At 58.0% G+C, this 18696-nt stretch carries 16 protein-coding genes and 1 pseudogene; 11 read left to right on the forward strand and 6 right to left on the reverse strand.

The annotated features are described in order from the left end of the window. Positions 1-118: 118 nt before the first annotated feature. Together ACZ1HN_RS08705 and ACZ1HN_RS08710 are read right to left on the reverse strand one after the other, a co-directional pair. Complete coding sequence (locus ACZ1HN_RS08705; protein ID WP_472727208.1) at positions 119-1297, reverse strand: CmpA/NrtA family ABC transporter substrate-binding protein; 1179 nt, start codon at positions 1295-1297, stop codon at positions 119-121. Beyond that, positions 1294-1878, reverse strand: a complete 585-nt coding sequence (locus tag ACZ1HN_RS08710; protein WP_299747492.1) for an ANTAR domain-containing response regulator — start codon at positions 1876-1878, stop codon at positions 1294-1296. The genes ACZ1HN_RS08705 and ACZ1HN_RS08710 overlap by 4 nt, the downstream gene beginning before the upstream one ends. 203 nt (positions 1879-2081) lie before the next feature. On the opposite strand from ACZ1HN_RS08710, the pseudogene ACZ1HN_RS08715 reads away from it, so the two are divergent. The 4 genes and pseudogenes from ACZ1HN_RS08715 to ACZ1HN_RS08730 all read left to right on the forward strand — a co-directional run bounded on the left by ACZ1HN_RS08715 (position 2082) and on the right by ACZ1HN_RS08730 (position 5832). Beyond that, positions 2082-3291, forward strand: a pseudogene (locus ACZ1HN_RS08715) (NAD(P)/FAD-dependent oxidoreductase). Positions 3292-3314: 23 nt separating this feature from the next. Further along, complete coding sequence (locus tag ACZ1HN_RS08720) at positions 3315-4289, forward strand: membrane dipeptidase (RefSeq protein ID WP_472727209.1); 975 nt, start codon at positions 3315-3317, stop codon at positions 4287-4289. Between the two features lie 63 nt (positions 4290-4352). Beyond that, the gene (locus tag ACZ1HN_RS08725) at positions 4353-5297 is read left to right on the forward strand and encodes an NAD(P)-dependent oxidoreductase (protein ID WP_472727210.1); all 945 of its coding nucleotides are present in this window, start codon (positions 4353-4355) and stop codon (positions 5295-5297) included. Positions 5298-5337: 40 nt separating this feature from the next. Then, on the forward strand, positions 5338-5832 hold the full coding sequence (locus ACZ1HN_RS08730) for a hypothetical protein (protein ID WP_472727211.1): 495 nt from the start codon (positions 5338-5340) through the stop codon (positions 5830-5832). On the opposite strand, the gene ACZ1HN_RS08735 is transcribed toward ACZ1HN_RS08730, so the two are convergent. Genes ACZ1HN_RS08735 through ACZ1HN_RS08745 form a run of 3 tightly spaced genes read right to left on the reverse strand, consistent with a single transcriptional unit; the run spans position 5833 to position 8245 of the window. Continuing rightward, positions 5833-6384 carry a TadE/TadG family type IV pilus assembly protein gene (locus tag ACZ1HN_RS08735; protein ID WP_299204713.1) on the reverse strand — a complete coding sequence of 184 codons (552 nt, stop codon included), beginning with the start codon at positions 6382-6384 and terminating at the stop codon, positions 5833-5835. It abuts the gene before it with no gap. Further along, a complete protein-coding gene (locus ACZ1HN_RS08740; protein ID WP_472727212.1) occupies positions 6384-6920 on the reverse strand; it encodes a TadE/TadG family type IV pilus assembly protein in 537 nt (178 codons plus the stop codon). Before ACZ1HN_RS08740 ends, ACZ1HN_RS08735 begins: the two co-directional genes overlap by 1 nt. Continuing rightward, positions 6917-8245, reverse strand: coding sequence for a pilus assembly protein TadG-related protein (locus ACZ1HN_RS08745; protein WP_472727213.1), 1329 nt, complete (start codon positions 8243-8245; stop codon positions 6917-6919). Before ACZ1HN_RS08745 ends, ACZ1HN_RS08740 begins: the two co-directional genes overlap by 4 nt. Positions 8246-8631: 386 nt before the next feature. Here ACZ1HN_RS08745 and ACZ1HN_RS08750 point away from each other — a divergent pair, with 386 nt between their 5' ends. Continuing rightward, a complete protein-coding gene (locus ACZ1HN_RS08750; RefSeq protein ID WP_299705835.1) occupies positions 8632-10062 on the forward strand; it encodes a Glu/Leu/Phe/Val family dehydrogenase in 1431 nt (476 codons plus the stop codon). 128 nt (positions 10063-10190) lie between these two features. On the opposite strand, the gene ACZ1HN_RS08755 is transcribed toward ACZ1HN_RS08750, so the two are convergent. Next, a complete protein-coding gene (locus ACZ1HN_RS08755) occupies positions 10191-11084 on the reverse strand; it encodes an SGNH/GDSL hydrolase family protein (RefSeq protein WP_472727214.1) in 894 nt (297 codons plus the stop codon). A gap of 169 nt (positions 11085-11253) precedes the next feature. Between ACZ1HN_RS08755 and ACZ1HN_RS08760 the strand changes: the two genes are divergently transcribed. The 6 genes from ACZ1HN_RS08760 (at position 11254) to dnaG (ending at position 18650) form a co-directional block, all read left to right on the forward strand. Further along, the gene (locus ACZ1HN_RS08760) at positions 11254-12507 is read left to right on the forward strand and encodes a sarcosine oxidase subunit beta family protein (protein ID WP_472727215.1); all 1254 of its coding nucleotides are present in this window, start codon (positions 11254-11256) and stop codon (positions 12505-12507) included. An 85-nt stretch (positions 12508-12592) separates the two neighbouring features. Continuing rightward, a complete protein-coding gene (locus tag ACZ1HN_RS08765) occupies positions 12593-12856 on the forward strand; it encodes a sarcosine oxidase subunit delta (protein WP_299204730.1) in 264 nt (87 codons plus the stop codon). Next, positions 12853-15786, forward strand: coding sequence for a sarcosine oxidase subunit alpha family protein (locus ACZ1HN_RS08770; RefSeq protein ID WP_472727216.1), 2934 nt, complete (start codon positions 12853-12855; stop codon positions 15784-15786). The genes ACZ1HN_RS08765 and ACZ1HN_RS08770 overlap by 4 nt, the downstream gene beginning before the upstream one ends. Continuing rightward, positions 15779-16318, forward strand: coding sequence for a sarcosine oxidase subunit gamma (locus ACZ1HN_RS08775; protein ID WP_472727217.1), 540 nt, complete (start codon positions 15779-15781; stop codon positions 16316-16318). Before ACZ1HN_RS08770 ends, ACZ1HN_RS08775 begins: the two co-directional genes overlap by 8 nt. A gap of 37 nt (positions 16319-16355) precedes the next feature. Beyond that, a complete protein-coding gene (locus ACZ1HN_RS08780; RefSeq protein ID WP_472727218.1) occupies positions 16356-16658 on the forward strand; it encodes a hypothetical protein in 303 nt (100 codons plus the stop codon). Between the two features lie 36 nt (positions 16659-16694). Next, entirely contained in the window at positions 16695-18650 is a 1956-nt protein-coding gene (dnaG, locus tag ACZ1HN_RS08785) for a DNA primase (protein ID WP_472727219.1), read from the forward strand. The last annotated feature ends 46 nt before the right edge of the window (positions 18651-18696 follow it).

Genomic DNA, 18696 nt, shown 5'->3' on the forward strand with positions numbered 1-18696 from the left:
GAGGGAAGCTTCTTTGCTTCGTTGGCATGAACCTAGCGGCCGCCTTGTTCAGCGTCTAACAAGAAACTCCGTTATTCTGATGAAATTCGCTGCAATGCAGCAACTGCTCAAAAATTGGTCACTCAGACAGGGTGAAATCAAAAGTTTCGCCATCAAAAAAAGCATCTGGCCCAAGAATCATCTGGCCCCGTGTCGATGCAACAGCCATTGGATGGGTCAGAGCGCCTTCGATCTTGGCGGATGCGCCGGGCATATCGACGCCAATTGGACCAAGGTGCTGACGATAGCAGTCTGGCCGCATCGTGCCTTGCGCCACTGCAATGGCGTGCTTGCGATCAATACCGGTGAGGCGGGCGATCTCTGCCCCGATCCATGCAGCTTGGCTGCGCCAGGGGAAATTTGCCGCGCGGTCATGAAAGCGCAGAAAGCCCGGTACATCCACTGGCGCCGCACCAAACTGCGTCGCGAACCGGCCCATCAACGCATGATCCAACGCGGCATGTGGAAGGTCCAGATGTGCACTGCGGGCCAGGATTTCGATGGCGAGGGGACGGTTTTTGGGCGTGTCCAGCCATGCAGCTGCGCGCGCCACCGCGCGCATCAACGCGCCAACGGCAGGCGTGTTCTCTTCTATCCATTCGTGTCGGGCGGCCAGTACCTTTTCCGGGGCATGCGCCCATATCGCGGCCCCGGGCATGATCAGTTCGCCCACGTTGTCCGCTACGGCGACCGATCCCCACGGTTCGCCAACACAAAATACGTCGATCTCGCCTATGGCGACGGCGTTGGCCATCAACGGGGGCGGTGTTGTGATGATCCTGATGTCTGCTGATTGCAATGCGCCGGTGTGCGCAATCCAGTATTCGAATAGCAGTCGATGCATTGAGTAGGGGAACGGCACCCCGACCCGCAGCGGTCCATCAAGCGCCTTCAAAAGCGGTATCACGGTGTCATACGGTGTTCCAAAGCCACCGGGCCATCCGCGGTCTCGCATGGCCGCCGCCATGGCGTTCGACACTCCGATGACAGTGCCGTTGACGGATAACACCATCAGTGCGTCGATCCGCGCGATCGGTCCGCTCAAGCCAAGCGACATAGCGGTCGGCATCGGGGCCAGCATATGCGCGGCGTCAAGATGACCGAGAGCCAGCAGGTCGCGCAACGCGGCCCACGAGGGTTGGCGCAGAAGGTTGAGCGACAGGCCTTCATCCGCCGCAAAGTTGAGCTCTTGAGCGACAATCAGCGGCGCACTGTCGACCAAAGGCACGTACCCCAGATTGAGGCGTGAAACGCTCATGTCAGGAGATCCGATGCCGTCAACAGGGCCTGGGCCACGTCGATCACCTTGCGGTTCTGCGACATCGCGGTCTTACGTAGAAGGGCATAGGCCTCTTCCTCGCTCACACCGCGAGCGCGCATGATCATGCCCTTGGCGCGATCAACGGTTTTGCGGTCTGCCAGCGCCTGCTTGGCGGCTTCAAGCTCGTTGCGCATCTGGCTCATCATCTGGAACCGGGCAATGGCCGTTTGCAAAACGGGCTTGATACGTTCGGGCTGCAATTCGCCCACGACATAAGCCGACAGTCCGGCGGCCACTGCCGCTTGGGTCATCTCGTCGTCAGAGCGATCGACAAACATTGCCACGGGGCGACTTTGTGCTTCGGATGCAACGCTGACCTGCTCCAATGCATCCCTGCTGGGGTTGGCCAGATCGATCAAGACAAGGTCCGGGTCGAGGGCTGCCAGTTTGCGGGCAAGCGCTGTGACATCGCCCAACACAACCACATCAGTCCAGCCGCCCTCCATCAGCGCGTCGATGATATCGCGGGCGCGGTCGGGGTCAGATTCAATGACGGCTATCTTCATGGTCTTGGTCACTGAACTGTGGTGGGTCAAGTCACAGCTTTGATCCATCGACTGCGCGCTCAGACGCAGCGCGATGTCGCAGCACATCAAGGCGCCATCCCAATAGTTGGGCGAGGCGATCAAAAAATGTGCGACCGTCAAACAAAGGTCTGGTGCGCTATTCAATTCCGCCGCACAGTCACTGCCGGTAAACTAAAAAGACGGAAATAGGCCAGATGGCAAATGCACCGGAATACAGCACATACGATGTGGTGGTCGTCGGAGGCGCTATAATGGGCGCATCAACGGCTTGGTTCCTGACAGACAACGCTGACTTCGACGGTCGTGTTCTCGTGGTTGAACGGGATTCTGACATATTCCGCATGCTCGACTACCCACACAAACAGCTGCATGCGGCAGCAATTTTCCAGCGAACTGAATGTTCATATCAGCCAGTTCGCTGCTGATTTCGTAAAGAATATTCGCCAGTACATGGGGGGTGACGACCGGGTGCCCGAGTTGGGAATCCGCAGCTTTGGCTACATGTACTTGGCCGATACCGTGGGGTTTGCCGACACGCTGCGTGAAAATATCGAAGTACAGCGTGCGGCTGGTGCGGCAACGCAATTGATGACACCGGATCAAATCAAGGCGGCTTATCCGTTCTACAATGTCGATGATATCGTGTTGGGGTCCATCAACACGGTGGATGAAGGGTATTGGGATGGTGCTGCTGTCTTTGACTGGTGGCGGAGGCAAAGTCGCGAGCGCGGTGTTGAATACGTTGAAAACGAAGTTGTGGCGATGGCACGCAACGCTGCAGGTACACGTGTGGAAAGTGTCACGCTGGCCAGCGGGGAGGTCATTTCTTGCGGTCAGGTTGTCAACGCGTCAGGCCCGCGTGCTGCGCGCACAGCACGTATGGCGGGGATCGATGTGCCGGTGGAACCCCGCAAACGCTATTCGTGGGTGTTTAAAGCCGAACAACCGCTTGAGCGCGATTTACCACTGACAATCGATCCATCCGGAGTTCATGTTCGTGAAAACGGGGGCGGCACTTACCAGGCGGGTGGACACTCGGACGTTGATCCGGCAGTCGATTATGACGATTTCGCAATGGATCACAGCATCTGGGCAAGCCATGTCTGGCCAATCCTTGCCACGCGCATCCCGCAGTTCGAGGCAATCAAGGTTACCAGTGAATGGGCAGGCCACTATGCTATGAACACATTTGACCATAACGCGATCGTCGGTCCACACAGTGAGGTCGAAAACTTCATCTTTCTGAACGGTTTTTCCGGCCACGGACTGCAACAATCACCGGCGATGGGGCGTGGCACCGCCGAATGGGTGACTTATGGGGCGTTCCGCAGTCTTGATCTCTCTCCATTCAGATATGACAGGATTGTTGCGGGCCGTCCCATCATCGAAAAAGCAGTGATCTGATAGATCGGGAAAAGGGCCGCACCATGCGTATCGACAACCTTCAATACTGCAACTGGTCCGAAAAGATCTTTCGTCAGATGCGTGAGGGCGGTGTGGATGCTGTGCATGTCACCGTCGCCTACCACGAGAATTTTCGTGAAACAGTGCTGAATTTCGAGGCATGGAACCGCTGGTTCGAGCTTTATCCTGACTTGATCATCAAGGGGTCTTCGGTCAGCGATATTGATCGGGCCAAAGCTGATGGCAGGACCGCAATCTTCTTTGGTTTCCAAAACCCCAGTCCCATCGAGGATGATATTGGGTTGGTTGAAATCGTACATACGCTCGGCGCACGCTTCATGCAGCTGACTTACAATAACCAGTCCCTGCTCGCGACAGGGTGCTACGAGGATAACGACACCGGCATCACTCGGATGGGGCGGCAGGTGATCAAGGAAATGAACCGCGTGGGCCTGGTGGTGGACATGAGCCATTCGGCGGATCGCTCCACCATTGAGGCGGCAGATATCTCGGAACGGCCCATCGCGATCACCCACGCCAACCCGCATGACTGGCACCCGGCCCTGCGCAACAAACGTGAAGACGTGATCCGGGCGGTGACGTCGAATGGCGGGATGCTTGGGTTTTCGCTCTACCCGCACCACCTCAAGGATGGGTCAAAGTGCACGCTGCAATCGTTTTGTGAGGCGGTGGCCCGCACGGCAGACCGCTACGGCACGGACACAATCGGCATTGGCTCTGACCTGTGCCAGGACCAGCCCGACAGCGTGGTGGAATGGATGCGCGTGGGCCGCTGGTCGAAAGACGTAGACTATGGAGAAGGATCCGCCGCCGATCCGGGCTTTCCGCCACAACCCGATTGGTTCCGCGATAATCGCGATTTCGGAAACATCGAAAACGGTCTGCGCGCCACTGGAATGTCGGAGGACGAGGTCGCTGGGATCATGGGCGGCAACTGGTATCGGTTTTACGCCGGGAATTTTGGCCCGGAGTCGTAAACAGGACGGACAGTGTCGGCTCACCCCTGTCCCTGTGGGGCAACGACGCAAGGGAAGACGGCCATGAAAATCGGATTTATCGGTCTGGGCAATGTCGGTGGAAAGCTGTCAGGCAGCCTTATCCGCAATGGGCATAACGTGTTTGTGCATGATCTGAATGCAGATTTTGTGGCGGATAAGGTCGCAGTAGGCGCCCAGAACGGAGAAAGCCCCACTGAGATGATGCAGGCCTGTGACGCGGTTATCACTTGTCTTCCGAGCCCCGCGGCCTCTGCTGCGGTGATGGAAGAGATGCTGCCCTATGTCGGTCCTGGCAAAATCTGGATGGAGATGTCGACGACGGACGAGGCCGAGGTCAAACGGATCGGCGCGCAGGTTATCGAAGCTGGGGGTGCAGCAGTAGATTGCCCCGTGTCGGGAGGATGCCACCGGGCGGATACCGGCAACATCAGTATTTTTGCTGGCTGCGATCGCGCCACATTTGAGCGTATACTGCCGCTGCTCACAACGATGGGACGCCGCGTGCTGCACACCGGCGATCTGGGTTCGGCGTCTGTGCTCAAAGTGCTGACCAACTACCTTGCTACTGCAAACCTTGTCAGTTGTGCCGAGGCACTCACGGTCGCCAAGGGGGCGGGCATGGACCTTGGCGTCGCTTACGAAGCCATGGCGATCAGTTCGGGCACGTCTTTTGTCCATGAAACCGAAAGCCAGGTGATCTTGAATGGCAGCCGCGACATCTCTTTCACAATGGACCTGGTGGCCAAGGACATTGGCCTGTTTCAGGACGTGGCGGACCGGGCGGAGGTGCCGCTGGACCTCAACCCGTTACTGATCCGGCTGTTCAACGATGCCATTGACCGCTTTGGCCCACGTGAGCTGTCGCCCAATATCATCAAGCGGCTGGAAGAGGCGACGGGCCTGGATGTAACTGCCCCCGGCTTCCCGGCGGAAATGACCGATAATGAACCGGAAGAGCAGGGCGCCGAGGTCATCGTTCGACGTTGATCCCCTTGTCCGCACGCATCGGCCAAGCTAAGGGCGGACCATGCAAGGTCTGGATTTCAAAGAAGGCGAAGTGATCGCAACGATCACGGCATCGCCAGGGCGACGCATCTTGGGCATTGGTTCGCTTTGGGTGCTGTCATTGTTGGTGATTTACGTCGGCATCGTGCGCCCACCCGAGATTGGCTGGCAATTGTTCCTGTTCGCGTTGGGCGGCGGCTCAATCTGGATTGCCGAAAAGATGCGACGCGCGACAGCCCTGACACTGGAGTTGACGCCAGAAGTGTTGCGAGACAGCTCAGGCGAGATTGTCGCACGGACCTGTGACATTCAATCGCTGGATCGCGGCATGTTCGCCTTCAAACCATCAAATGGGTTTCTTGTGCGGCTGAACACCTCGAAGGGACGCGCGTGGCGTCCCGGTCTTTGGTGGCGGCTTGGAAATCGGGTTGGCGTTGGTGGAATGACACCCGGTTACCAAGCAAAATTCATGGCCGAGATACTCTCGGCCATGATTGCGAAGCGATTGCCCGACTGATTATTGGCTCAACCAAAGCACGCGGGGTGCGTAGCGAGGACGTGTGAACACGAAGTTCTCAATCTCGCGGTCTTGCAGGCCGGTTGCGAATGGTGGGTCGTACTTCACGAACGTTTCCACCACCATCACCCGCTCATTGTGGGGCATGACAGGCAGCAGGTCCTTCAGCTTGCCGACGTCACTGTTGCTCAGCGCAGGTTTCCACCCTTTGGCCTGGGACCAGTCGCGTTTGTAGACGTCATTATTACCGTCATACTTCACGCTGGTCACACGCACCGCCACGTCACTTTCGGTGTTGGCCGTCAGGTAGGCAAGAATATCGCGCGTGCCATTCAGGTAGTCATTGTCCAGCGGCGTCGTCTCACGCGATATGATGTCGCCGATCGTATATGCCGCCTTTTGGTTGATCGAGTGCTGGCGATACGCATCAAAGATGGCGAACATCGACAGGTAGGCCCAAAACAGGACGGGAATGATCAGCACGGTTTCGACCGCAAGGCTGCCACGCTCGTCGTCGCGGAAGGACTGTAGTGTTGCGATAAGACGTTTCATCAGCTTGGCTCCTGCACAAATCCGGACATCGAGACCATCTTGACGCGGCCCGCACCATCCTTCGAGAACGAAGCGCCGAGGCCTGTCATCGGGAATACCGGTTGGAACGAGTAACATGCGCGTAGCATCATGAGCTGGTGCTCCGCTCCATGTACGAAAGTGGTCGAAGGTGTAACGGCCAGTGACACGTCAGCACAGTCAGGTGAGTCTGGGAAACCTGCGAAATTGCGTGCCGACACTGGTTTCATTTCCAGCTTCAGGGCCGAGTCGCAGTCTTCGAGGAAGCCTGAATACTCACACACCATCGTCTTGATGTCGCCGTGGGTATAGTTGGCTCCGGTGTTCAAGCGGACATTGCGGACCGCCATATCCAGGCCCCGGTCCAGAAATCCCTGGCGCACAGAGTAGATGCCGAGTTCAACCGAGGTCATGAAGAGGGTGAAAATGAGGGGGATTGCAAGGGCGAATTCCACCACCATCTGGCCATCCTCTTCACGCCGGAAACGACGCAGGAATGATTTGGGATTAAAGGTCATTGGGTCAGCCTCAGTTGGTTGATTTGCTTGGCAATTGCCTCGAAGGCTTCGGTGATTTCGACGCCTTCCACCCGGAAGAAATGGCTTGGAGAGGAAGCACAGCTTTCCATCACACCAGCCGAGTAGTCAGTGACCTCGAAGCCGACAGACCAAACCACAATGCCCTGGTCCTTGGCCGCGCTACAGATGTTTGCGAGCATGGAGTCAGCTTGAGCCGAGGTGTATTTAGTGTAGCGCCAGTTGGACCAGCTGCCGCGAACGTAGTTGTTCAGGTACCAGTGCAGCGGGTAACGGCTCCAGTGCGCATAGTGTGAAGAATTGGCATAGTACCACGGCTGGATACGAGTGGTGTCCACGTTCTGGCCGTCTGTCATGAGAACGACTGTCTTGAGCGTTTCAACATCTGAGTAGGCGGCCGGGCGGCTTGCAAACGCATCATCCACGATATTCTCGCCGGGTCCGGCCAATTCCTGAACGATCGGGCGGAATGTCGGGTCAAGCAGCGCGACACCCCACTTCATCCCAAGGTGGATGGAGGTATTCGCGCGGGCGCGATAATCGTCGATCGTGTTCTTGAGTTTCGTTGCGTTCTGGCTGAACGGCACAATCTCTTCAAAATCGCGTTTGGGGCAGCCCGGGTTGCTGATGGGGTTGGAGTAGTTCGACCCTTCGTCAAAGTGTTGCATCTGTTCATAAGGTGAATCCAGATCTAACCCGCTTGACGAGAAGTCGTCGATTTCGAAGTCGACACAATACGAGTAGTTGTGCAGATGGTTTGTCTCCATCCGCGAGAAGATGTCGTAGCCGGCATTCACCTGCGCGGTGTAGGGGATCAACGAAATCGAGATGAGATCTTCGTTTTCAGCGCGGACAACAGTGTCGACAAAGGTTTTTGCCGCATCCTGAAGGTTGGCCATCTTGTTGTTCCAGCCCATGGAACCGGAAATATCGAGAACCATCGAAATCTCTACGTTCGACACGCGCTCTTCCGCCTGGCCCAACGCAGGTACAGGCAACTCGCTAACACCCATCAGGTGCATAAACTGCGTGCTCGTCGACATGTTGGCAGATGCTGTCACTGTCCGATAGTTCAGACCCTGATCAACGGTAACCGAGGACAGGTAGTCGCTCATCCCGGCTTTATTAAAGTAGTCGCGTACGACTGCTTCGGGCTCAAGTGGCTGATCCAAGTCCGCAGCCGCCAGAACGGCGCGGTCGACCGTTGCTTGCATGCGCGTACGTTCCATTTCGTTGCGCATGAGGTCGACGCCGATACCGCCAACTAAAATCATCATGAAAAACATCGCGACGGCGAAAATGGTCATGGACCCCGAGTCGTCGCGCGCAAATCCGGCAACGCTGCTTTTCAGCCCTGCCTTCGTCGTCAATTTCCGTGTCCACATCATTAACATAATGCACCTTATTGTTTTTTGGTCATCACAGGCTTTGACAGCCTTTTGTCCAACGTTGGGTGTGGGCTCTGAATGTGGCTGAAATCGGGCAAAAGGGGGAAACCTCTGGGGTGATTTCGATCCAATTGTCGTCAATCCGTGCGCGTATGCCTTACTGTTTACGATTCATTAAGAAATGGCGCGAAAGCGCGTGATGTTTTCAACGCGCACAAAAAATTCGCACTGATTAACGGAACCGTCATAGGCTGGCCTCACAGACTCGGACCCAAATGAGTCGTGCCGGAAAAAGGAGATCCCGGATGAGCACCCCCAATGAGCCCAGTTTCCGTGAGAGTGTGGACATTATGTTCAACCGTGCTGTTGCACTGATGGACCTTCCACCGGGCTTGGAAGAGAAGATCAGGGTGTGCAACGCAACCTACACTGTTCGGTTCGGTGTGCGGTTGCGCGGGCAAATCCAGACCTTCACGGGATACCGTTCCGTACATTCGGAGCATATGGAACCTGTGAAGGGCGGTATTCGCTTTGCGCTGGGCGTCAATCAGGATGAAGTCGAGGCTCTTGCTGCGCTCATGACATACAAGTGCGCACTGGTCGAAGCTCCATTCGGTGGCTCGAAGGGCGGATTGCATGTTGATCCGCGTGAATATGATGAGCACGAGATGGAGTTGATCACCCGCCGTTTTGCATACGAACTAATCAAGCGCGATATGATCAACCCGGCTCAGAACGTGCCTGCCCCCGACATGGGAACCGGTGAGCGCGAGATGGCCTGGATCGCGGACCAGTATAAGCGGATGAACACGACTGACATCAACGGGGTGGCCTGTGTTACTGGCAAACCGACCAACGCAGGTGGTATTCAAGGTAGGACCGAGGCCACGGGACGCGGCGTCCAGTATGCTCTGCGTGAGTTTTTCCGCGATGCAACCGGCGTTGAGAAAGCGGGCATGTCCGGTACTCTGGACGGCAAACGTATCGTTGTGCAGGGGCTGGGCAATGTGGGTTACCACGCAGCGAAGTTCCTTGCGGATGAGGACGGATGCAAGATTGTTGGCATCATTGAACGCGATGGTGCGCTTGTGGATGACCGGGGGTTGGACGTGGACGCCGTACGCAGCTGGATTGGCGGCCACGGCGGTGTTTCCGGGTATCCTGATGGCACATATGTGGAAAACGGCAGTTCAGTTCTGGAAAAGGATTGTGACATCCTTGTGCCCGCTGCACTTGAAGGTGTGATCAACCTGTCCAACGCGGCGCGGATAACGGCACCGTTGATCATCGAGGCGGCGAACGGGCCGGTCACAGCGGGTGCGGACTCTGTATTGCGTGAGAAGGGCACCGTCATCATCCCGGACATGTATGCCAACGCTGGCGGTGTTACTGTTTCCTATTTCGAATGGGTCAAGAACCTTAGCCATATTCGGTTCGGTCGCATGCAACGCCGCCAGGAAGAGGCACGGCACCAATTGGTGGTGGATGAACTGGAGCGACTCAGCCGCCACTTGGGCGATTCTTGGTCCATGACCCCGGATTTCAAGGACAAGTATCTGCGGGGCGCGGATGAGTTGGAATTGGTTCGCTCTGGTCTCGATGACACGATGCGGGCGGCTTATCAGTCCATGGCGTCAGTTTGGCATGACCGTGGCGATGTTGATGATTTGCGTACGGCAGCGTATCTTGTTTCGATTGGGAAGGTGGCTGAAAGCTATCGCGCCAAAGGACTGTAGTTCTGAGATGGTATGCCAGCGCGAACAAAAAACGGCGCTGGCATACCTTACGAGGATTTACGTCAGCTCCCTACATACGCCGACGTTTTCAAAGGCGCGAAAGTATTCGCTGCATCGTCCATGCTTGTCTAACGGGCGGCCAATTCCGGCATGGCGGCTTCGATCTGTTCGTAAACCGCAGTACAAATATCGTCCATTGCGATCATGAAGAAGGTTTTGGCCGCTTTTTCATTTGGGTGATACGGATCCTTGACCTTGCCAGATTTCGAAAGACGAAAGTACGTCTTGTTCCCCTGGTTTGCGGCGACCGTCTCGGGGGTTGCCCCCTCAACAAAACTGCACTGGCTGCCCGTTTCTGCAAATGCGCGTTTCACATTCGCTTGCGCCTTCAGGCGCAAATCGGTGATCTTCTTTGAGTAGCTCGGGGCCGTTGTCATGAAAATGCAAGGAACGCCCGCAGGCAATTGCGCATTCATCGTCTCGACATCTTTTATTGCCTGATCGTAACTGCTCGCCCAGCGTTTCGCCGAATTTCCCAAGAACGATAGAAGTATCAACTTCGGTTCGTAGTAACCGGGGCGAAACATGGTCTGAAAGGCAGACATGTCCATCTTGCAAAACTGGTAGGCATCCCCCTTACCAATTTGCTTGTACTTGTTTCCCGTCGTGTTGATGAAGCCGTAGGTGCCCGCGTTGACCTTCCATTTGGGATCAACGTCACAGATCGCCCCTTTGGCCTTGCCCATCTTGGCTGTCCATGAGTGCAGCGACGTCGAACGAACACCGATGACCGCAACCTTCATATCCGCCAGCACTTCCACGTTAGCGGCCTGCTTAGGCGTCGGTGGGCAGTGGGATTTGATGTTTTCGAAGAACTCGAGAAAGGCGGGGCCGGAGCCAAACGGAATTTGACTGTCGCCGAGGATGACAATCGACGGTGAAACAAAGTCCGAAGACTGGGCAGAAATTTGGGCCGGCAGAACTGCACTGAGGGCGAAGGCAAGTGTGCGAAGCAAGGTCATAGAGGCATTGAACGCCAAAGTGATGTTTCATCAAACAAAATACTACGTGAGCTTTGCAATTCGTCGCTGGCAGACCTGCCGGTGTCGAAAAGCGCCACGAGGTAAAATACTGCTCTTGCTAGACCTGTCAGGATGGTGATGGTGGTGCCATGAAAGGGCGGAGGTGCGCATGCGCTTTTCAGGGCTGAAAGTGTTGGCCGAAGGACTAACCGGTAACAAAGGCTGGGGTCCGCATTGGCGCAGTCCGGAACCAAAGTCCGAATACGATATTGTACTGATTGGTGGTGGTGGTCACGGTCTGGCCACGGCTCATTATTTGGCCAAGGTGCATGGCTTGACCAACATTGCAGTACTCGAAAAAGGGTATCTTGGCGGCGGGAATATCGGCCGGAACACTACGATTGTTCGTGCCAATTACATGCTGCCCGGCAACTCCGAATTCTATTCCCATTCGCTGAAGCTGTGGGAGGGTTTGGAAGAAGACCTGAACTACAACGTCATGCACTCGCAGCGTGGCATTATCAACCTCGTCCATTCGGACGGCCAGCGCGACGCCTTTGTACGCCGGGCCAATTCGATGTGCGGGCAGGGGGATGACGGTGCGATGCTGGACCGTGCAGGGGTAAAGAAGCTACTGCCGTTCCTAGATTTCGACCAGACCCGCTTTCCGATTTATGGTGGTCTCTATCACAAACGCGGCGGTACAGCTCGACATGATGCGGTGGCATGGGGCTTTGCCCGTTCGGCTAGCGATCGCGGCGTCGATCTGATCCAGCAATGCGAAGTCACGGGCATCGATGTTGTAAATGGTGTCGTAAAGGGTGTGCAGACCACAAAGGGGCCGATCCGCGCCAGGAAGGTCGGCATGGTCGCGGCTGGACGATCCAGCCAGGTTGCCGCCATGGCCGGGCTACGTCTTCCTATCGAAAGCCATGTGCTGCAGGCTTTTGTCACAGAAGGGCTGAAACCTTGCCTGGATCGCGTTGTTACCTACGGGATGGGACACTTCTATATCAGTCAATCCGACAAGGGGGGCCTCGTGTTCGGGGGTGATCTGGATATGTACGCAAGCTATGCTGCGCGCGGGAACCTGCCGCTGGTTGAGCATGTAGCAGAGGCTGCGATGACCCTGATGCCGGTGATCGGCAAGGCCAAGATACTGCGCAGCTGGGGCGGTGTCATGGACATGTCGCCCGACGGGTCCTTCATCATCGACAAGACGGATATCGAAGGCCTGTTTGTCAACACGGGTTGGTGCTACGGCGGTTTCAAGGCGACGCCGGCCTCGGGCCACACCTTTGCCCACCTGCTTGCTACGGGTAATCCACATCCCACCACCGTGCACCACCGTTTGGACCGGTTCCGCACAGGCCGCGGCATCATGGATGAAGAGGCGACCGGGTCTCAGCACAATCTGCACTAGGAATGGTTGAGATGACGGGAGCCTCCGGCGGGGATTTTTTTGAAACAGGGAAGGGGTATACCGTGCACCCTGATAGAGAGGTCTGATGCGGCTGCCATGTCCGATTTGCGGAGAGCGCGACCGGCGCGAGTTCTACTATCAGGGGGCTGCGGTCATGCTGGACCGGCCTGCACCGGATGCAGGTGAGGCGGCGTGGGATGACTATCTGCACCTACGCGAGAACCCGGCAGGTGATCTGGATGAACTGTGGAGCCATGACGCGGGCTGCGGTGCATGGCTCAGGGTGACCCGGAACGTGTCGACCCACGAGATCAAAGCTGCGGTGCTGGCGCGGGATGTCAAACGATGAGGATTGATGGCAAGGGGTTGATCGACCGATCGCAGCCGGTCTCCTTCCGCTTTGACGGCAACACCTATCGTGGGTTTGCAGGGGATACGCTGGCGTCGGCCCTGTTGGCCAATGACGTGCGGCACGTGGCGCGGTCGTTCAAGTATCACCGCCCGCGCGGTATTCTCACCGCCGGGTCGGAAGAACCCAATGCCTTGATGGCCATTGGGCAGGGGGCGGCAACCGATCCGAACGTCCGCGCAACGGTGCAGGAGCTCTATGATGGGCTAGAGGCGCGCAGCCAGAATGCGTGGCCATCGCTGGCTTTTGATCTGCTCAGTGTGAATGATCTCGCTGCGCCATTTCTGGGTGCAGGCTTCTACTACAAGACCTTCATGTGGCCGAGGGCTTTCTGGGAAAGGGTTTATGAACCTTTCATCCGACGTGCGGCGGGCCTGGGTGCTCTGAGCGGTGCGCAAGACGCCGATCACTACGAAAAGGCCTACGCGTTCTGTGATGTGTTGGTGATCGGCTCAGGGCCCGCTGGCTTGATGGCCGCGTGGGTGGCCGCGCAGTCCGGTGTCAGAGTCATTTTGGCGGACGAAGACAGTTTGATGGGCGGTCGTTTGAATGCGGAAACCTTGACTGTGGACGGCATGTCGGCTGCGGACTGGGCGGCGCACATGGTCACAAAACTCTCAGCGATGGACAATGTCCGGCTCATGCCGCGAACAACGATCACCGGTGCGCATGACGGCGGCACATTTGGCGCCCTCGAGCGGGTCTCGCATCACGTGAAGGACGTGCCGCGTGGCGGGGTCAAGGAAACCTTCTGGCGCATCGTCGCCAAACGCTCGGTTCTGGCGGCAGGGGCCATTGAGCGTCACATCGCGTTTCAGAACAATGACCGTCCCGGCATCATGGCCGCAGGTGCCGTGCGCGCCTATCTCAACCGGTTTGGCGTCAGTCCGGGCAAGGCAGTAACCGTCTTTGCCAACAATGACGACGCGCATCGCACGGCCATGGACCTGCAGGAGGCGGGCGTGCACATCGCCGCTGTTATTGACAGCCGTGCAGATGCGGCGGCCTTGGGGGATTACCGCCTGATGAGCGGTGCAATGGTCTCGGGCGGTTATGGGCGCCGTGGTCTGGAGGCCATCAACGTCCAGACAGCCTCAGGTACACAAAAGATTGCCACTGATTGTCTTGCTGTGTCGGGCGGGTGGAACCCGACCATGCACCTCACCTGCCATATGAACGGGCGGCCCACTTGGCATGACGACATCGCCAGTTTCGTACCAACACCCGGTGCAATCCCGGGGATGGAAACGGCCGGGGCGTGCAACGGGACCTTTTCGACAACGGGCTGCCTGGCCGAGGGTGTTGAGGCGGCCAAAAGGAGCCTTGAAGCACTTGGCCTCAAGCCCGCTGAGGTTGATCTGCCCGATGCTGATGACAGCGTTTATGCCATTGACCCGCTCTGGGCCGTGCCGGGCAAAGGCCGCGCGTGGCTCGATTTCCAGAACGATGTGAGCGTGAAGGACGTCAAGCAGGCTGCGCAAGAGAACTTCAGATCCGTCGAGCACATGAAGCGCTACACGACCCAAGGCATGGCGACCGATCAGGGCAAGAATTCGAACGTCGCGGCGCTGGCCCTCCTGGCGGACGCAACGGGCCGTGGCATCCCGGAAACTGGCACGACAACATTCCGCCCACCGTACAGCCCGGTGGCGCTCGCGGCGCTGGGCGCCGGGGCGCAGGGCAAAGGGTTCGCGCCGGAACGCAAGACCACCAGCCACGCAGCCACCATTGCTGCGGGTGCTCCGATGATCGAGGCAGGGCTTTGGTATCGCCCGTCCTACTATCCGCTGCCGGATGAAAAGACATGGCGCCAGTCCTGCGACCGTGAAGTTGGTTGGGTGCGACACAGGGTCGGCGTCTGCGATGTCAGCACCTTGGGAAAGATCGACATCCAGGGGCCAGACGCTTCACGGCTCCTCGATTTCGTCTACACCAACATGTTCTCGACTTTGAAAGAGAACCGAGTGCGCTACGGGCTCATGCTGCGCGAAGACGGGTTCGTTCTGGATGATGGGACGACCGCCCGGCTAGGTCTGAACCACTATGTCATGACAACGACCACCGCCGCGGCTGGGCAGGTGATGCGGCACCTTGAATTCGTGACGCAGGTCCTACACCCCGAGTGGGACGTGCGCATCATGTCGGTCACCGAACAATGGGCGCAGTTTGCTGTTGCCGGGCCGAAGGCGTGTGAGTTGCTGAACGGCTTGCTCGATCAACCTATCGACAATGATACATGGCCGTTCATGTCCTGTGGTTCGGTGGATGTACAGGGGGTCAAGGGGCGGCTCTTCCGCATCTCTTTCTCTGGCGAGCATGCCTATGAAGTTGCGGTGCCATCCCGCTATGGCGACAGCCTCTTCCGACTGCTGGTGGCGAGGGCCGAGGCATTGGGCGGCGGCGCTTACGGCATGGAGGCGCTGAACGTCCTGCGCATCGAAAAAGGATTCATTACTCACGCCGAGATCGATGGCCGCGTGACGGCGCAAGATGTTGGGATGGAACGTATGCTGTCCAAGAAAAAGGATTTCATCGGAGCAACGATGGCGCAGCGGCCCGGCCTGACCAAAGAGGGGCGCGAACAGCTTGTTGGCATGAAGCCGGTGGGACCTGTCAAACAGCTGACCGCGGGCGCGCACATCTACACCGACGGGGAGGAACCCGTGCGGGCGCATGATCAGGGCTACGTCACCTCTGTCGGCTTCTCCCCGACCCTCGGGCATTTCATTGGTCTTGGCTTTGTGCGGGACGGGCTGGCTCGGCATGGCGAAGTGCTGAACATGGTAGATCACGTCAGGGGCATCCAGACGCGGGTGGAACTTTATGATCCTGTGTTCTTTGACCCGGACGGAGAGCGCACACGTGGCTGAACTGATTGCAAAAACACCGCTGGATGACATGGCGCCGCTCACCATCGGCACCCTTACACTGGCCGAGGTTGATCTGGGCATCCTGACCTCGATCGCGCCCTACGCACAGGTCAAGATCGCCGAACCGTTCAAGGCCACGCATGGCATGGCTTGGCCTGCCCCTAACCGCGCTACGGGCAAGGCAGGTGCACGCGCCATCTGGTTCGGACGCGAGATGGTGCTTTTGGCCGGTCCAAAGCCCGATCCGACACTTGCCGAACACGCCGCGCTGACAGATCAGTCTGACGCATGGACGGCGGTTACCCTGTCCGGTGACGATGCCGAGGACGTCTTGGCCCGCCTCGTCCCCCTGGATCTGTCAGCCGCACACTTCAAGCGCGGGCATACAGCGCATAGCCAAATCCAGCACATGGCCGGATCGATTACCCGCATCGGCAGTGACACATTCCTTCTCATGGTCTTCCGATCCATGGCGGGCACGCTGTTACACGATCTGGAAAGGGCCATGGCAAGCGTCGCGACACGGCGATAAAACGGTAAAACTGATTCCCTAGTGACTGGAGCCATCCATGATCCGTTTTGCCGTTATCGCCGCCATCGCAATGTCTACCGCCCCCGCCTTTGCCCAAGACAGCAAAGAAGAAAGCTGTGGCTACCAAGCGCAGGTGGTTGGTGCGATCCAGCAAGCCCGCCTTGATCGTGTCAAAGAGCGTGATGTGCAGGATCACATCGTTGCTCAGAACCCCGAATGGCCTGCGCAATACAACAACGCCATCCCGCTGATCACCCCGTGGGTCTATGAACAAAAGCGTCGCGTGCTGCGCAATGAAAGCCTGTCGGATGCCTGGAGCGAGCTTTGCTTGCAGCAGTGACTCGACTCCCAGAGCCACAGAACCAATATTAAGGGCATGAGCCTGCCCCCCGGATTTCTTGATGAATTGCGCACGCGTCTGTCCCTTGGGCAGGTGGTTGGGCGCAAGGTCATGTGGGACGCGCGCAAATCTAACCAGGGCAAGGGCGATCTGTGGGCGCCATGCCCGTTCCACCACGAAAAGACGGCCAGCTTTCACGTCGATGATCGCAAGGGCTACTATTACTGCTTCGGTTGCCACGCCAAGGGCGACGCGATCTCCTTTGTTCGCGAGACCGAGAATGTGGGCTTCATGGAGGCCGTCGAAATCCTCGCGGGTGAGGCCGGTATGCCGATGCCGGAACGCGACCCGCGCGCGCAGGAAAAGGCTGACAAACGGACACAGCTTGCTGACGTCATGGAAATGGCCGTCCAGCACTTCCGACTGCAACTCAAAACCGGCGTGGCCGGTCCAGCGCGTGACTATCTCGAACGACGCGGCCTTGATCCGGCAGCACAAGACAGGTGGGAGATCGGCTTCGCGCCCGGCGCGTGGCAGGGCTTGTGGGACTCTCTCAAGGGCAAGGGGGTCGAAGATGACCTGATCCTTGACGCGGGCCTTGCCAAACCCAGCCAGAAAGGTGGCAAGCCTTATGATACCTTCCGCGGTCGCATCATGTTCCCGATCCGTGACGCGCGCGGGCGCTGCATCGCCTTTGGTGGGCGGGCGATGGACCCGAACGACAACGCCAAGTATTTGAACTCTCCCGAGACTGAGCTCTTTGACAAGGGCCGCAGCCTCTACAACCACGGACCGGCGCGGACGGCGGCGGGCAAGGGTCAGCCTCTAATCGTGGCTGAGGGGTACATGGACGTCATCGCGCTGACCGAACACGGCTTTGGCGCGTCCGTCGCGCCCTTGGGCACTGCCGTGACCGAGAACCAGCTCGCGATGCTCTGGCGCATCGCAGATGAACCCATCATCGCACTGGATGGGGACAAGGCGGGCCTGCGCGCCGCCATGCGTCTGATCGACCTTGCGCTGCCGATGTTGGAGGCAGGCAAATCCCTGCGCTTTGCGCTGATGCCCGAAGGGCAGGACCCGGACGATCTGCTCAAAGCGCAAGGCGCGCCAGCCCTACAAAAGCTGCTCGATGCCGCGATGCCAATGGTCCAACTGCTCTGGCAACGCGAGACGGAAGGGAAAACGTTCGACAGTCCCGAACGCAAGGCGGCGCTCGACAAGGTGCTGCGTGACAAGATCAAGCTGATCCAGGACCCGTCGATCCGCCAGCACTATGGGCAGGCGGTCAAAGACATGCGCTGGCAACTTTTCCGCCCGCAGCGCGGGGGCGGGGGACCAAAGCGCAACTGGCAACCGGGGCGCGGCTGGCAGGCCCCACCGGTGCCTATGCCCAGCACCAAGACATCCGCACTGGCTTCGGGCGATGCGCAGGTGACCGACCACTTGCGGGAAAGGGTGATCCTTGCGGCGCTGATCTGCACGCCCGAGGTGGCCGAAGACTTTGAAACTGGGCTTGAAAGTCTGGTTTGTGCTGATCCGGACCATGCCGTCTTGCGCGACCTGATTCTGCACCATGGGAATGCCGGTGCGGAGGTGTTGCGCGAAAAGATTTTCAGCGCGCTGGGGCCGGATGCCCTTGATAACCTGCTCTCTTCACGCCATGTGGCAATTGTCCCGTGTATCCGCACACCCGGCGATGCCGATATGGCCCGCATGACCGTGGCCGAAGAGCTCGCAAAACTCAGCGCGGCGAAGGGACTGGATGCCGAGATCGCGGATGCGGTGCAGGACCTCGAAGGTGTGGCTGATGAAGGCGTGACATGGCGCCTCAGCCAAGCGGCTCAAGCCGCAGCTCAGGCCAGCCGCAGCGGGAAAGAAGATGATTCTGAATACGATACGGGCGACAACGGCGCCCGAATCAGTCGCAGTGAGCGAGATGCTTTTGCAGCGCTCATGGACCAGATCAGCTTCTCAAAACGCCGCAACTGATGCGATTTGGTCTCAAAACATAAAGAAAATGCACGTACATGGGTGG

The organism is Tateyamaria sp. GN1-10, from assembly GCF_055693845.1.

What these genes read in the sequence shown, in the direction of transcription:
- ACZ1HN_RS08760 (WP_472727215.1), top strand. Translation starts at nt 11,254, where the DNA reads ATGCGCTTTTCAGGGCTGAAAGTGTTGGCCGAAGGACTAACCGGTAAC.
- ACZ1HN_RS08750 (WP_299705835.1), top strand. Translation starts at nt 8,632, where the DNA reads ATGAGCACCCCCAATGAGCCCAGTTTCCGTGAGAGTGTGGACATTATG.
- ACZ1HN_RS08720 (WP_472727209.1), top strand. Translation starts at nt 3,315, where the DNA reads ATGCGTATCGACAACCTTCAATACTGCAACTGGTCCGAAAAGATCTTT.
- ACZ1HN_RS08765 (WP_299204730.1), top strand. Translation starts at nt 12,593, where the DNA reads ATGCGGCTGCCATGTCCGATTTGCGGAGAGCGCGACCGGCGCGAGTTC.
- dnaG (WP_472727219.1), top strand. Translation starts at nt 16,695, where the DNA reads ATGAGCCTGCCCCCCGGATTTCTTGATGAATTGCGCACGCGTCTGTCC.
- ACZ1HN_RS08780 (WP_472727218.1), top strand. Translation starts at nt 16,356, where the DNA reads ATGATCCGTTTTGCCGTTATCGCCGCCATCGCAATGTCTACCGCCCCC.
- ACZ1HN_RS08730 (WP_472727211.1), top strand. Translation starts at nt 5,338, where the DNA reads ATGCAAGGTCTGGATTTCAAAGAAGGCGAAGTGATCGCAACGATCACG.
- ACZ1HN_RS08770 (WP_472727216.1), top strand. Translation starts at nt 12,853, where the DNA reads ATGAGGATTGATGGCAAGGGGTTGATCGACCGATCGCAGCCGGTCTCC.
- ACZ1HN_RS08740 (WP_472727212.1), bottom strand. Translation starts at nt 6,920, where the DNA reads ATGACCTTTAATCCCAAATCATTCCTGCGTCGTTTCCGGCGTGAAGAG.
- ACZ1HN_RS08755 (WP_472727214.1), bottom strand. Translation starts at nt 11,084, where the DNA reads ATGACCTTGCTTCGCACACTTGCCTTCGCCCTCAGTGCAGTTCTGCCG.
- ACZ1HN_RS08725 (WP_472727210.1), top strand. Translation starts at nt 4,353, where the DNA reads ATGAAAATCGGATTTATCGGTCTGGGCAATGTCGGTGGAAAGCTGTCA.
- ACZ1HN_RS08735 (WP_299204713.1), bottom strand. Translation starts at nt 6,384, where the DNA reads ATGAAACGTCTTATCGCAACACTACAGTCCTTCCGCGACGACGAGCGT.
- ACZ1HN_RS08705 (WP_472727208.1), bottom strand. Translation starts at nt 1,297, where the DNA reads ATGAGCGTTTCACGCCTCAATCTGGGGTACGTGCCTTTGGTCGACAGT.
- ACZ1HN_RS08745 (WP_472727213.1), bottom strand. Translation starts at nt 8,245, where the DNA reads ATGACCATTTTCGCCGTCGCGATGTTTTTCATGATGATTTTAGTTGGC.